The following is a 15,853-nucleotide window of genomic DNA, read 5'->3' on the forward strand; positions in this document are numbered from 1 at the left end:
CGCCGCTGTTCCAGGTGTTCCTGGCGCTCCAGAACCTGCCTGAGAGCGAAACGCGACTGCCGGGCTTGACGCTCAAGCCCGTGGCCTACGAAGGCCGGACGTCGAAGTTCGACCTGAGCCTCTTCTTCATGGAGACGCCAGACGGGCTGACGGGCGCGGTGGAGTACAGCACCGACCTGTTCGAGGCAGCGACGGTGCGCCGGATGGCGGAGCACCTGCGGGTGCTGTTCGAAGGAATGGTGGCGAAGCCGGACGCAGCGATGGGCCAGTTGCCCATGCTGATGGAAGCGGAGCGCCAGCAGGTGCTGGTGACGTGGAACCGGCAGCAGGCGGAGTACGCGCACGACGCGACGATTCCCCAGCTCTTCGAGGCGCAAGCGAAGCGAACGCCTGAGGCCGTCGCCGTGGTGAGCGGCAAGCAGCGGCTGACGTATCGGGAGGTGGAGGCGAAGGCGAACCAGCTGGCGCACCGGCTGCGCAAGCTGGGCGTGGGCCCGGAGTCACGCGTAGGCCTGTGCGTGGAGCGCACAGCCGACGTGGTGGTGGGCACGCTGGGCATCCTCAAGGCGGGAGGCGCGTACGTGCCGTTGGATCCGAGCTACCCGAAGGAGCGCCTGGGTTGGCTGTTGGAGGATGCGCAGGGCCCGGCGCTGGTGGCGCACTCGCACCTCTTGGAGTCACTGCCTGCCTTCAGCGCTCAGGCGGTGTGCCTGGACCGTGAAGAGGAGTGGGCGGAAGAGTCCTGCTGCCCGCTGACGCCGGAGGTGCGCCCGGAGAATGTGGCGTACCTCATCTACACGTCGGGAAGCACGGGCCGTCCGAAGGGCGTCGCGGTGACGCACCGGAATGCGGTGGCTTTCCTCGCGTGGGCAACGGAGACGTTCACGGAGGAGGAGACGAAGGCGGTGCTCGCGGCAACGAGCCTGAACTTCGACCTCTCGGTGTTCGAGCTGTTCACGCCGCTGGTGCGAGGCGGCAGCGTGGTGGTGGTGCGCAATGCTCTGCACCTGGCGGAGGAGAAGCCGGAGGCGGACGTCACGCTCATCAACACGGTGCCGTCGGCGATGGCGCAGTTGGTGCGGCTGAACGCCGTGCCGCCGTCGGTGCGCGTAGTGAATCTCGCTGGCGAGGCACTGCCCGAGACGCTGGCGAAGGGCGTCTACGGCATCCCCACGGTGCAGAAGCTGTACAACCTGTACGGCCCGTCGGAAGACACGACGTACTCGACGTGGTCGCTGGTGGGGCGGAATGAAGTGCCGAACATCGGCCGGCCGCTCACCAACACGCGTGCGTACGTGCTGGACAAGTACCTGCAGCCGGTGCCGGTGGGCGTGGCGGGAGAGCTGTTCCTGGCGGGAGAAGGCCAGGCGCGCGGCTACCTGCTGAGGCCGGAGCTGACGGCGGAGAAGTTCCTGCCGGAGGTGTACGGCCCGGAAGGCAGCCGCATGTACCGCACGGGAGACCGGGTGCGGTACCGCGCGGACGGAGTGCTGGAGTACCTGGGCCGGGTGGACTTCCAGGTGAAGGTGCGAGGCTTCCGCATCGAGCTGGGCGAAGTGGAGTCCGCGCTGCGCCAGCAGGAGACGGTGAAGGACGCAGTGGTGGTGGCGAAGGGGGAGGGGGCGGAGAAGCGCCTCGTGGCGTACGTGGCCCCGAAGGCCGGCGCGACGCTGGAAGCGGAGTCGCTGAAGGCGAGCCTGCGTCAGCGCTTGCCGGAGTACATGGTGCCCGGAGCAGTGGTGGTGCTGGACGCACTGCCGCTCAATTCCAACGGCAAGGTGGACCGCAAGGCCCTGCCGGAGCCGGATGCTCAAAAGGCCGGAAGTACCTACGAGGCTCCGCGCACGGATGCGGAAGCAAGGCTCGCGGCCATCTGGGCGGAGGTGCTGCGGGTGCCTCAGGTGGGCGTGAAGGACGATTTCTTCGCGCTGGGTGGCCACTCCCTGCTGGCGACGCAGGTGGTGTCGCGAGTGCGCGCGGAGATGGGCGCGGAGCTGCCGCTGCGCGCGCTGTTCGACTCGCGCACGGTGGAGTCGCTCGCCCATCAGCTGGAGAAAGCCGCGTCCTCGAGCAAGACGGCGATGAAGCGCAGGCTGGGGGCCGCCGCCCGACCGCTGTCGTTCGCGCAGCAGCGGTTGTGGTTCATCGACCAGCTGGAGCCGGGCACCGCGCTCTACAACATGCCCGTGGCACTGCGGTTGGAAGGTGACCTGGACGTGGGCGTCCTGGAGCGCGCCCTGCGTGAGGTCGTGATCCGTCACGAGGCCCTGCGCACGACCTTCGAGGTGCAGAACGGTCAGCCCCTCCAGGTCATCCATTCAGACATGGCACTGCACCTGGAGCGGGTGGAGGTGTCCGAGGCGGCTGCACGGCAGCGGATTGAACAGGAGATGTTGAAGCCGTTCGACCTGTCGCGCGGTCCGCTGCTTCGAGCGCTCCTGCTGAAGTTGGGCAATCGGGAGCACGCGCTGGTCGTCTCGATGCACCACATCGTGTCGGACGGCTGGTCGCTGGGCGTGTTGATCCGCGAAGTGGGCGCGCTGTACGCGGCCTTCTCCTCGGGGCAGCCGTCACCCTTGCCAGAGCTGCCCGTGCAGTACGGGGACTACGCGGCCTGGCAGCGTGACTGGCTGCGAGATGAGGCCCTGGCGCGCGAGGTGGACTACTGGAAGCAGTCGTTGATGGGGGCGCCGCCGGTGCTGGAGCTGCCGACGGACCGTCCGCGTCCGGCGGTGCGCACCAACGTCGGCACGACGCTGGGCTTCATGCTGCCGCTGGATCTGTCCCAGCGGTTGAGCGCGCTGGCCCAGCAGGAGGGCGCCTCGCTGTTCATGGCGCTGCTGGCCGGGTGGCAGGTGCTGCTGTCGCGCTACTCGGGGCAGACGGACATCAGCGTGGGTTCGCCCATCGCGGGCCGGACGCGCGCGGAGGTCGAAGGGCTCATCGGCTTCTTCGTCAACACGCTGGTGCTGCGCACCCAGGTCGACGGAGAGGCGTCCTTCCGTGAGCTGCTGAAGCAGGTGAGGGGAACGGTCCTGGGCGCGTACGAGCACCAGGACGTGCCCTTCGAAAAGCTGGTGGAGGCGCTGCAGCCCGAGCGCAGCCTGAGCCACACGCCGCTGTTCCAGACGTCGATGTCGCTCCAGAACGTGCCCATCGAGGAGTCCAGACTCCCCGGCCTGGTTCTCAAGCCTGTGCCCTACGAAGGCCGCACGTCGAAGTTCGACCTGAGCCTCTTCTTCACGGAGACACCGGACGGGCTGGCCGGAGCGGTGGAGTACAGCACTGACCTGTTCGAAGCAGCGACGGTGCGCCGGATGGTGGATCACCTGCGCATGCTGCTGGAAGGCATGGTGGCGAAGCCGGACGCAGCGGTGGGCCAGCTGCCCATGCTGACTGAAGCGGAGCGCCAGCAGGTGTTGGTGACGTGGAACCAGCAGCAGGCGGAGTACGACCGGAACGCGACGATTCCGGCGCTCTTCGAGGCGCAGGCGAAGCGCACGCCGGATGCCGTGGCCGTGGTGAGCGGCAAGCAGCAACTGACGTACCGGGAGGTGGAGGCGAAGGCGAACCAGCTGGCACACCGGCTGCGCAAGCTGGGCGTGGGTCCGGAGTCGCGAGTGGGCCTGTGCGTGGAGCGCACGGCGGACGTCGTGGTGGGCACGCTGGGCATCCTCAAGGCGGGCGGCGCCTACGTGCCGTTGGACCCGAGCTACCCGAAGGAGCGCTTGGGCTGGCTGCTGGAGGATGCGCAGGGCCCGGCACTGGTGGCGCACTCGCACCTGCTGGAGTCGTTGCCCGCCTTCAGCGCGCAGGCGGTGTGCCTGGACACGGACGCGACATTGGCCATGGAGCCGACCGAAGCGCCAGAGGCAGGGCCCCGGCCTGAAAACGTGGCGTACCTCATCTACACGTCGGGAAGCACAGGCCGTCCGAAGGGCGTCGCTGTGACGCACCGGAACGCGGTGGCCTTCCTGTCGTGGGCAACGGAGACGTTCACGGAGGAGGAGACGAAGGCAGTGCTCGCGGCAACGAGCCTGAACTTCGACCTCTCGGTGTTCGAACTCTTCGCTCCGTTGGTGAGGGGCGGCAGCGTGGTGGTGGTGCGCAATGCCCTGCACCTGGCGGAGGAGAAGCCGGACGCGGAGGTGACGCTCATCAACACAGTGCCGTCGGCGATGGCGCAGTTGGTGCGGCTGAACGCCGTGCCGCCGTCGGTGCGCGTAGTGAATCTCGCTGGCGAAGCACTGCCGGAGACGTTGGCGAAGGCCGTGTACGCGGTGCCGACGGTGCAGAAGCTCTACAACCTGTACGGCCCGTCTGAAGACACGACGTACTCGACGTGGTCGCTGGTGGGGCGCGCAGAGGTGCCGAACATCGGCCGGCCGCTCACCAACACGCGCGCGTACGTGTTGGACAAGTACCTGCAACCGGTTCCGGTGGGCGTAGCGGGAGAGCTGTTCCTGGCGGGAGAGGGCCAGGCGCGCGGCTACCTGCTGAGGCCGGAGCTGACGGCGGAGAAGTTCCTGCCGGAAGTCTACGGCCCGGAGGGCAGCCGCATGTACCGCACGGGGGACCGGGTGCGGTACCGCGCGGACGGAGTGCTGGAGTACCTGGGCCGAGTGGACTTCCAGGTGAAGGTGCGAGGCTTCCGCATCGAGCTGGGCGAAGTCGAAGCAGCCCTGCGTCAGCAGGAGGCGGTGAAGGACGCAGTGGTAGTGGCGAAGGGGGAGGGCGCGGAGAAGCGCCTCGTGGCGTACGTGGCGCCGAAGGTCGGCGCGACGTTGGAAGCGGAGGCCCTCAAGGCAAGTCTGCGTCAGCGGTTGCCTGAGTACATGGTGCCCGGAGCAGTGGTGGTGCTGGAGGCACTGCCGCTCAACTCCAACGGCAAGGTGGACCGCAAGGCCCTGCCGGAGCCGGAGGCACCGACCTCCACCCGCACGTACGTGGCCCCGCGCACGGAGATGGAAGCGAAGTTGGCGGCCATCTGGGCGGAGGTGCTGCGAGTCCCCCAGGTGGGCGTGAAGGACGACTTCTTCGCGCTCGGAGGCCACTCGCTGCTGGTGACGCAGGTGGTGTCGCGCATCCGCACGGAGACCGGCGTGGAGCTGCCGCTGCGCGCGCTGTTCGAGGCTCCCACGCTCGAGGCCCTGGCCCAGCGGATGGGGACGGCGGGCCGCGGTCAGAGCTCGATGCCGGGCGACTCGTTGATGGGCACGACGCCGCCGCTGTCGTTCGCGCAGCAGCGCCTGTGGTTCATTGACCAGCTGGAGCCCGGAACGGCGCTCTACAACCTGCCTGTGGCGGTGCGGCTGGTGGGCTCGCTGGATGTCGCGGCCCTGGAGCGGGCCCTGCACGAGGTCGTGCGCCGTCACGAGGCCCTGCGGACCACCTTCGAGGAGCGCGGCGGGCAGGCCATCCAGGTCATCCAGCCCACCCTGTCGCTGGAACTGGCCCGGGAGGACCTGCGGACTGTCGACGAAGCCCGCCGCGAGGCGGAGGCCCGCTGGCAGGTGGAGCAGGAGATGCTCCGTCCCTTCGACCTGGGCCAAGGGCCGTTGATCCGCACCCGGCTGTTCACGCTCGGGGAGCGCGAGAGCGTCCTCGTGGTGACGATGCACCACATCGTGTCGGACGGCTGGTCGCTGGGCGTGTTGATCCGCGAGGTGGTCGCGCTCTACGCGGCCTTCTCCTCGGGGCAGCCGTCCCCCCTGCCCGAGCTGCCCGTGCAGTACGCGCGCTACGCGTCCTGGCAACGCGGCCGGCTCCAGGGAGAAGTCCTCGCGCGGCAGGTGGACTACTGGAAGCGGAAGCTCGCCGGCGCGCCGCCGGTGCTGGAGCTGCCCACGGACCGCCCGCGTCCGTCCGAGCGGGGCATCGCGGGAGCGACGTACTCCTTCACCCTGTCCCGGTCGCTGACGGGGGCGCTCAAGTCCCTGGCCCAGCGGGAAGGGGCCTCGCTGTACATGGTGCTGCTGGCCGGGTGGCAGGTGCTGATGGCGCGCTACAGCGGCCAGCAGGACATCAGCGTGGGTTCACCCATCGCGGGCCGCATGCGCGCGGAGCTGGAGGGGCTCATCGGCTTCTTCGTCAACACGCTCGTGCTGCGCGCGAACGTGGACGGCGCCCTGTCCTTCCGGCAGTTGCTCGCCCAGGTGCGCGAAACGGTGCTGGATGCGTACGAGCACCAGGAGGTCCCGTTCGAGAAGCTGGTGGAGGTCCTCCAGCCCGAGCGCAGCCGCAGCCACACGCCGCTCTTCCAGACGATGCTCTCCCTCCAGAACCTGCCGATGGGCGAGCTGCGGCTGCCGGACCTGGCGCTCCAACCGGTGAACGTGGAGAGCCCCGTCGCGAAGTTCGACCTGAGCGTGTCGTTCATGGAGACACCTCAGGGCTTCTCCGGATCGATGGAGTACAGCACGGAGCTGTTCGACGCGGGCACCATCCAGCGGATGGTCTCGCACCTGCTCTCGCTGTTCGAAGGCGCGGTCGCGCGCCCGGACACGCGCGTGTCCCGCCTGCCCATGCTGACCGGCGCCGAGCGCCGCGAAATGCTGGTGGAGTGGAACGCCACGCGCGTGCCCTTCCCCGAGTCCTGCCTGCATGCGCTCTTCGAGGCGCAGGTCCGTCGCGCGCCAGAGGCCGTGGCGGCTGTCTTCGAGGGAACGCAACTGACGTACGCGCAGCTCGACGCGCACGCCAATCAGCTCGCCCACGCCCTGCGCCGTCGTGGCGTGGGCCCGGAGGTCCGCGTCGCCCTCAGCGTCGAGCGCTCCCTCGACATCGTCATGGGCCTGCTCGGCATCCTGAAGGCCGGTGGCGCCTGGGTGCCCGTGGATCCGCTCCTGCCCCGGGAGCGCCTGGCCTTCATGCTGGAGGACAGCGCGGCGCAGGTGCTCGTCACCCAGCAGCCACTGGTGGCCCGTTTCCCGGAGGCCCTGCATTCCCGTGCGCTCTGCCTGGATACGGAGCGCGAGTCGCTGGCCAGGGAGTCGACGGATGCGCCCGTGACGGGCGTGACGCCCGCGAACATGGCGTACCTGCTCTACACCTCGGGCAGCACGGGGACGCCAAAGGGCACGGCGGTGGAGCATCGCGGCGTGGCCAACCTGGTCACCCACGAAGCGGTGGCGTACGGCATCGGCCCTGGCAGCCGCGTGCTTCAGTTCGCCAGCCTCAGCTTCGACCTGTCGGTGGAGGAGATCTTCACCACGCTATGCAACGGCGCCACGCTGGTGCTCGCGCCGCTGGAGAAGCTGATGCCGGGCGTGTCGCTGCCCGTGCTGCTGCGTGAGCAGGAGCTGAGCGTCGTCAGCCTCACCCCCGCGGCGCTGGCGGCCACGTCCTCCGAGGGGCTGCCCAACGTACGCACCGTCATCTCCGGCGGTGAAGCCCTGCCCGCGGACGTCGCCGCGCGATGGGCTCCGGGTCGTCGCCTGCTCAATACGTACGGCCCGACGGAAGCCACCGTCATCGCCACACTGGGCGAGGTGGTGGCGGATGGGAACGTGCCGCCCATCGGCAAGCCGCTGGCGAACGTGCGCGTCTACGTATTGGACCCGCACGGGCAGCCGGTGCCCGTGGGCGTGCGCGGCGAGTTGCACATCGGAGGCGTGGGCGTGGCGCGTGGTTACGCGGGACGTCCGGGACTCACCGCCGAGCGCTTCGTGCCGGACGCCTTCTCGGGCGAAGTGGGCGCCCGTCTCTACCGGACGGGTGACGTCGTGCGCTGGCGTGCGGACGGACAGCTGGACTTCGTCGGCCGCATCGACTCGCAGGTGAAGGTGCGCGGCTTCCGCATCGAGCTGGGCGAGGTCGAAACCGCGCTGGCGCGGCAACCGGGCGTGAGCGAGGCCGTGGTGCTGGTGCGGGGCGACGGTGGCGACAAGCGGCTGGTGGGCTACGTCGTGGCGAAGGACGGCCACGCGCTGGACGTGGACACGCTGCGCACGGGCCTGCGCCAGGGGATACCCGAGTACATGGTGCCGGGGGCGCTGATGGTGCTGGACGCCCTGCCGCTCAACGCGAACGGCAAGGTGGACCGCAGGGCGCTGCCGGAGCCCGAGGCCGCCCGTGGGGGAGACGCCTACGTGGCCCCGCGCACCGTGACGGAGGCGAAGCTCGCGTCCATCTGGGCGGAGGTGCTGCGCCTGGAGCGCGTGGGCGTGAAGGACAACTTCTTCGCGCTGGGTGGACACTCGCTGCTGGCGACGCAGGTGGTGTCGCGCATCCGCACGTCGCTGGGCGTGGAGATGCCGCTGCGTCTGCTGTTCGAAGCGCCCACGGTGGAGGCGCTGGCGCAGCGGATCGAGCAGCTGGGACGCTCCGGCGTGCCCACGCTGAGCGCCGGAGCGCGTCCGGCGTCGCTGCCGCTGTCCTTCGCGCAGCAGCGGTTGTGGTTCATCGACCAGCTGGATCCGGGCAGTCCGCTCTACAACGTGCCCACCGTGGTGCGGCTGGAGGGCGACCTGGACGCCGCGGCGCTGGAGCAGGCCCTGCGGGAGGTCGTGCAACGGCACGAAGCCCTGCGCACGACGTTCGAGGAGGAAGCAGGTCAGCCCGTCCAGCGCATCCACGCGTCCGTGGATGTGCCGTTGAGCATCATGGACCTGACGGGTTCCGGCCCCGAGCGGGAGGACGTGGCCCGTCAGCGGGTGCTGGAGGAGTTGGCGAAGCCCTTCGACCTGATGCGTGGACCGCTCTTGCGGGCGCTGATGGTGCGCATGGATGCACGCGACCACCTGCTCGTGATCACGATGCACCACGCCGTGTCGGACGGCTGGTCCGTGGGCGTCCTGCTCCGCGAGTTGGGGGCGCTGTACACCGCGCGGGCGAGCGGCCTGGCGTTGGCACTGCCACCGCTGCCGGTGCAGTACGCGGACTACGCGGCCTGGCAGCGCGACTGGCTGAGGGATGAAACCCTGGCGCGCGAGGTGGACTACTGGAAGCAGTCGCTGACGGGAGCACCGCCGGTGCTGGAGTTGCCGACGGACCGTCCGCGTCCGGCGGTGCGCACGAACGCCGGCTCGACGCTGGGCTTCATGCTGCCGCTGGAGCTGTCCCAGCGGTTGGGCGCCCTGGCTCGAAGTGAAGGCGCGTCGCTGTTCATGGTGCTGCTGGCCGGGTGGCAGGTGCTGCTGTCGCGCTACTCGGGGCAGGCGGACATCAGCGTGGGTTCGCCCATCGCGGGACGCACGCGCGCGGAGGTGGAGGGCCTCATCGGCTTCTTCGTCAACACACTGGTGCTGCGCACCCAGATGGATGGAGACCCATCCTTCCGCGCGCTGCTCGCGCAGGTGCGGGAGATGGTGTTGGGTGCGTACGAGCACCAGGAGGTGCCGTTCGAGAAGCTGGTGGAAGCGCTGCATCCGGAGCGCAGCCTGAGCCACACGCCGCTGTTCCAGGCGTTGATGTCGCTCCAGAACGTGCCCATCGAGGAGTCCCATCTCCCAGGGCTGGTGCTCAAGCCCATGAGTCTCGAGGGCCGCACGTCGAAGTTCGACCTGAGCCTCTTCTTCACGGAGACGCCGGACGGTCTGGCCGGAGCGGTGGAGTACAGCACCGACCTGTTCGAAGCGATGACGATGCGCCGGATGGTGGAGCACCTGCGCGTGCTGCTGGAAGGCATGGTGTCAAAGCCGGATGCAGCGGTGGGCCGGCTGTCCCTGCTCACGCCCGCGGAGCGTCAGCAGGTGTTGGTGACGTGGAACCAGCAGCAAGCAGAGTACGAGCGCGACGCGACGATTCCCCAGCTCTTCGAGGCGCAGGCGAAGCGCACGCCGGATGCGGTCGCCGTGGTGAGCGGCAAGCAGCGGCTGACGTACCGGGAGGTGGAGGCGAAGGCGAACCAGTTGGCGCACCGGCTGCGCAAGCTGGGCGTGGGGCCGGAGTCGCGAGTGGGCCTGTGCGTGGAGCGCACAGCCGACGTCGTGGTCGGAACGTTGGGCATCCTGAAGGCGGGCGGCGCCTACGTGCCGCTGGATCCGAGCTACCCGAAGGAGCGGCTGGGCTGGCTGATGGAGGACGCGCAGGGGCCGGCGTTGGTGGCGCATTCGCACCTCCTGGAGTCGCTGCCTGCCTTCAGCGCGCAGGCGGTGTGCCTCGACACGGACGCGACGTTGGCCAAGGAGCCGACCGAGGCGCTGAGGGCAGAGCCCCGTCCTGAGAATGTGGCGTACCTCATCTACACGTCGGGAAGCACAGGCCGCCCGAAGGGCGTCGCGGTGACGCACCGGAACGCAGTGGCCTTCCTCGCGTGGGCGACGGAGACGTTCACGGAGGAGGAGACGAAGGCGGTGCTCGCGGCGACGAGCCTGAACTTCGACCTCTCGGTGTTCGAACTCTTCGCTCCGTTGGTGAGGGGCGGCAGCGTGGTGGTGGTGCGCAACGCTCTGCACCTGGCGGAGGAGAAGCCAGAGGCGGAGGTGACGCTCATCAACACAGTGCCGTCGGCGATGGCGCAGTTGGTGCGGCTGAACGCGGTGCCGCCGACAGTGCAGGTCATCAACCTCGCCGGTGAAGCATTGCCGGAGACGCTGGCGAAGAGCGTCTACGGCATCCCCACGGTGAGGAAGCTCTACAACCTGTACGGCCCGTCGGAAGACACGACGTACTCGACGTGGTCGCTGGTAGGGCGGAATGAAGTGCCGAACATCGGCCGGCCGCTCACCAACACGCGGGCATACGTGCTGGACAAGTACCTGCAGCCGGTGCCGGTAGGCGTGGCGGGCGAGTTGTTCCTGGCAGGAGAAGGCCAGGCACGCGGCTACCTGCTGAGGCCGGAGCTGACGGCGGAGAAGTTCCTGCCGGAAGTCTACGGCCCGGAAGGCAGCCGCATGTACCGCACAGGAGACCGGGTGCGGTACCGCGCGGATGGCGTGCTGGAGTACCTGGGGCGAGTGGACTTCCAGGTGAAGGTGCGAGGCTTCCGCATCGAACTGGGCGAAGTGGAGTCCGCACTGCGCCAGCAGGAGTCGGTGAAGGAAGCCGTCGTGGTGGCGAAGGGGGAGGGCGCGGAGAAGCGGCTCGTGGCGTACGTAGCGCCGAAGGCCAACGCGACGTTGGAAGCGGAGTCGCTGAAGGCAAGTCTGCGTCAGCGGCTGCCTGAGTACATGGTGCCCGGAGCCGTGGTGGTGCTGGAGGCGCTGCCGCTCAACTCCAACGGCAAGGTGGACCGCAAGGCCCTGCCGGAGCCAGAAGCCCAGAAGTCCGGTAACACGTACGAAGCGCCCCGCACGGAAGTGGAAGCGAAGCTGGCGGCCATCTGGGCGGAAGTGCTGCGAGTGCCTCAGGTCGGCGTGAAGGATGACTTCTTCGCGCTGGGTGGCCACTCGTTGCTCGCGACGCAGGTCGTGTCGCGGGTGCGCGCGGAGACGGGCTCGGAGCTGCCGCTGCGCGCGTTGTTCGAAGCGCCCACGGTGGAAGCCCTCGCTCGCCGGCTGGAGAAGGCCGGGCGCGCGAAGGCACCGGCCATCGTGCCCGTGTCACGAGACGCAGCGCTGCCGCTGTCGTTCGCGCAGCAGCGCCTGTGGTTCATCGACCAGCTGGAGCCGGGCACGGCGCTCTACAACGTGCCCATCGCGGTACGGCTGGAAGGCGACCTGAACGTGGAGGTCCTGGACCGGGCCCTGCGTGAGGTCGTGCGACGTCACGAGGCCCTGCGGACAACGTTCGTCGCGGGCAATCCCGAGCCGGAGCAACGGACCACGTCCGATAGCGCCTTCACGCTGGCGGTGGATGACCTGACGTCGAACACCGCCGCGCTTCGCAAGCGTGTGGAGCAAGAGGTGCTGAGGCCCTTCGAACTCGCACACGGCCCGCTCCTCCGAGCGCTCCTGCTGAAGCTCGACGCGCGTGAACACGTGCTCGTCGTCACGATGCATCACATCGTGTCGGACGGATGGTCGCTCGGGGTGTTGGTCCGCGAGGTCGGCGCGCTCTATGCGTCGTTCGTGCAGGGCCAGCCCTCACCGCTGCCAGAGCTGCCGGTGCAGTACGCGGACTACGCGGCCTGGCAGCGCGGCTGGTTGCAGGGCGCGACGCTCCAGCGGGAGGTGGACTACTGGAAGCAGAAGCTCTCCGGTGCGCCGCCGGTGCTGGAGCTGCCCACGGACCGTCCGCGTCCCGCGGTGCGAGGAACCGCGGGAGCGACCCAGAGCTTCCTCTGGCCGCAATCGCTGGCTCAGGGGCTGCGTGGCCTCGCGCAGCGCGAAGGCGCCTCGCTGTACATGGTGCTGCTGGCGGGCTGGCAGGTGCTGCTGTCGCGCTACAGCGGCCAGCAGGACATCAGCGTGGGTTCGCCCATCGCGGGCCGCACGCGCGCGGAGGTGGAGGGCCTCATCGGCTTCTTCGTCAACACGCTGGTGCTGCGCACGGACCTGTCTGGAGACCCCAGCTTCCGGGGCCTGCTCCAGCAAGTGCGTGAGACGGTCCTGGATGCGCAGGAGCACCAGGAGGTGCCGTTCGAGAAGCTGGTGGAGGCACTGCAACCGGAGCGCAGCCGCAGCCACACGCCGCTGTTCCAGACGCTGCTGGCGCTCCAGAACGTGCCCGTCGGTGAAGCCCGGCTGCCCGGCATGACGCTCAAGCCCGTGGAGATCGCGGGCGGAACGTCGAAGTTCGACCTGAGCGTCTTCTTCGTGGAGACCGCGGAGGGCCTGAGCGGAACGCTGGAGTACAGCACCGACCTGTTCGAAGCAGCGACGGTGCGCCGGATGGTGGAGCACCTGCACGTGCTGCTGGAAGGCGTGGTGGCGAAGCCAGAGGATGCAGTGGGCCGCTTGCCCATGCTGACGGAGGCGGAGCGCCAGCAGGTGCTGGTGACGTGGAACCAACAGCAGGCGGAGTACGACCGGGACGCGACGATTCCGGCGCTCTTCGAGGCGCAGGCGAAGCGCACGCCGGATGCGGTGGCCGTGGTGAGCGGCAAGCAGCGGCTGACGTACCGGGAGGTGGAGGCGAAGGCGAACCAGCTGGCGCACCGGCTGCGCAAGCTGGGAGTGGGACCGGAGTCGCGAGTGGGCCTGTGCGTGGAGCGCACGGCGGACGTCGTGGTGGGCACGCTGGGCATCCTCAAGGCGGGCGGCGCCTACGTGCCGTTGGACCCGAGCTATCCGAAGGAGCGCCTGGGCTGGCTGCTGGAGGACGCGCAGGGTCCGGCACTGGTGGCGCACTCGCACCTGCTGGAGTCGTTGCCCGCTTTCAGCGCGCAGGCGGTGTGCCTGGACCGTGAAGAAGAGTGGGCGGAAGAGTCCTGCTGCCCGCCGACGCCGGAGGTGCGCCCGGAGAACGTGGCGTACCTCATCTACACGTCGGGAAGCACAGGCCGTCCGAAGGGCGTGGCGGTGACGCACCGGAACGCGGCGGCCTTCCTGTCGTGGGCAACGGAGACGTTCACCGAAGAAGAGACGAAGGCGGTGCTCGCGGCAACGAGCCTGAACTTCGACCTCTCCGTCTTCGAACTCTTCGCGCCGCTGGTGCGAGGCGGCAGCGTGGTGGTGGTACGCAACGCCCTGCATTTGGTGGAGGAGAAGCCGGAGGTGGACGTCACGCTCATCAATACGGTGCCGTCGGCGATGGCGCAGTTGGTGCGGCTGAACGCGGTGCCGCCGTCAGTGCAGGTCATCAACCTCGCCGGTGAAGCGTTGCCGGAGACGTTGGCGAAGGCCGTGTACGCGGTGCCGACGGTGCGCAAGCTGTACAACCTGTACGGCCCGTCGGAAGACACGACGTACTCGACGTGGTCGCTGGTGGGGCGGAATGAGGTGCCGAACATCGGCCGGCCGCTCACCAACACGCGGGCCTACGTGCTGGACAAGTACCTACAGCCGGTGCCGGTGGGCGTCGCGGGAGAGCTGTTCCTGGCGGGCGAAGGCCAGGCACGCGGCTACCTGCTGAGGCCGGAGCTGACGGCGGAGAAGTTCCTGCCGGAAGTCTACGGCCCCGAAGGCAGCCGGATGTACCGCACGGGGGACCGCGTGCGGTACCGCGCGAATGGAGTGCTGGAGTACCTGGGCCGAGTGGACTTCCAGGTGAAGGTGCGAGGCTTCCGCATCGAGCTGGGCGAAGTGGAGTCCGCACTGCGCCAGCAGGAGACGGTGAAGGAAGCGGTGGTGGTGGCGAAGGGGGAGGGCGCGGAGAAGCGGCTCGTGGCGTACGTGGCCCCGAAGGCCAACGCGACACTGGAAGCGGAGTCGCTGAAGGCAAGTCTGCGCCAACGGCTGCCGGAGTACATGGTGCCCGGAGCGGTGGTGGTGCTGGAGGCACTGCCGCTCAACTCCAACGGCAAGGTGGACCGCAAGGCCCTGCCGGATCTGGACGTCACCACATCCCAGGCCGAGAACTTCGTCGCACCCCGTGACGCGCTGGAGTCCCAGCTCGTGGCGGTGTGGGAAGAGGTCCTGGGCGTGAAGCCCATCGGGGTGCGCACCAGCTTCTTCGCGCTGGGAGGCCACTCTCTTCTCGCGGTCCGCTTGATGGCCGCGCTGCGCGAACAACTGGGCCGCAACGTCCCCCTGGCCGCGCTCTTCCAGCACCCCACCGTGGAGGACCTGGCGAACCTGCTGCGCGCCGAGACGGAGACGTGGTCGCCGCTCGTCCCGCTGGAGAAGGGCGACGCAGGACTCCGGCCCCTGTTCCTCGTCCACCCGGGTGGCGGCAACGTGCTCGCCTACCCGGAGCTGGCGCGGCTCCTGGGGCCCCACCAACCCGTCTTCGGCCTTCAGGCTCGCGGCCTCCAGGCCGGCCATGCCGTGGTGGAGACCGTGGAGGAGATGGCCACCCTGTACGTGGCCGCCATTCGCGCGGAGCAGCCGGAAGGGCCGTACCGCCTCGCGGGCTGGTCGCTCGGCGGCGTCATCGCCTTCGAGATGGCCCGCCAGCTGCGCGCCCAGCGCCAGACCGTGGGGCTGCTGGCGCTCCTGGACGCCTACGTCCCCGGCGTCGGAGCGCCTCCCGGTGACGCCCCCAGGAAGGACCCCGACGCCAGCACACGCGTCGCCTTCGCCCTGACGGTGGCCCAGGCCTTCTCCCTGAACCTGCCCGTGTCCAACGAGGCCCTGGAGCGCATGGATGACGAAGCCATGCTGGGGACGCTCCTCGCCGTGGGCGTCCAGGCCGGCCTCCTGGAGGAAGCGACGGGCCGCGAGCAATTGCGCGCCCTGTTCCGCGTCTACCAGGCCAACCTGCGCGCCATGGACCGCTACGTGCCTGGCCCCTACGACGGACCGGCGCTGCTGCTCGCCGCCACGGAAGGGACCCCCACCCCCGGGGTGCCCCGCCATCGCGGCTGGGAACCCTTCGTCCGGGGGGGACTGGACGTGAGGGATATCCCTGGGGGACACCATCAACTCATGCAGGAGCCGTACGTGCGGCACGTGGCCACGCTGTTGCGCGAGGCCCTGGAGGACAAGTCATGACCACTGAAACATCCGCGACATCCAGCGGGGGCTCACCGTGGCCCAACCGCATCATCCTGGCCATCTGGTTCGTGTGCTTCTCCGTGGGCTCCCTGATCCACATCCTCGTCGTGGCGAAGTACGGCCTCTTCGCGAATGATCCGGCGGACCCGCTGCCCACGCCGTTCGTCGTCGTGAACGAGCTGTTCACGGTCCTCAACCCGCTCACCATCGCGCTGCTCATCTTCAAGCGGCGGGCGGGCATCCTCTCCGCGCTGGGCGTGGTGGCGCTCGTCTACGTCCTCAACCTGGCCCTGATGGTGTGGTTCTGGACCGCGAAGCAGCACCTCCACGTCGCGTGGCTGTACCTCAACGGCACCATGGGCGTGTTCATGGCCCTGACCGCCAGGCGCCTGTGGCGGGCCGCCCCCGAGGCGAAGGCCCTCCCACCCGCCACC

The 15,853-nt window shown here is 69.1% G+C and carries 2 protein-coding genes (1 of these 2 only partly in view); both read left to right on the forward strand.

Annotated features, from left to right (window positions below; genetic code table 11):
* On the forward strand, positions 1 to 15,416 hold the 3' portion of the coding sequence (locus D7X99_RS20060; RefSeq protein WP_147476196.1) for a non-ribosomal peptide synthetase. It extends 13,810 nt beyond the left edge of the window; only the last 15,416 of its 29,226 coding nucleotides appear in the window; its start codon lies off the left edge, out of view; its stop codon occupies positions 15,414 to 15,416.
* Positions 15,413 to 15,853: hypothetical protein (locus tag D7X99_RS20065; RefSeq protein WP_147476197.1), on the forward strand; the 441-nt coding region annotated here is incomplete at its 3' end. The genes D7X99_RS20060 and D7X99_RS20065, both read left to right, overlap by 4 nt.

It is taken from the genome of Corallococcus sp. AB032C, from assembly GCF_003668935.1.
GTDB classification, from domain to species: domain Bacteria; phylum Myxococcota; class Myxococcia; order Myxococcales; family Myxococcaceae; genus Corallococcus; species Corallococcus exiguus.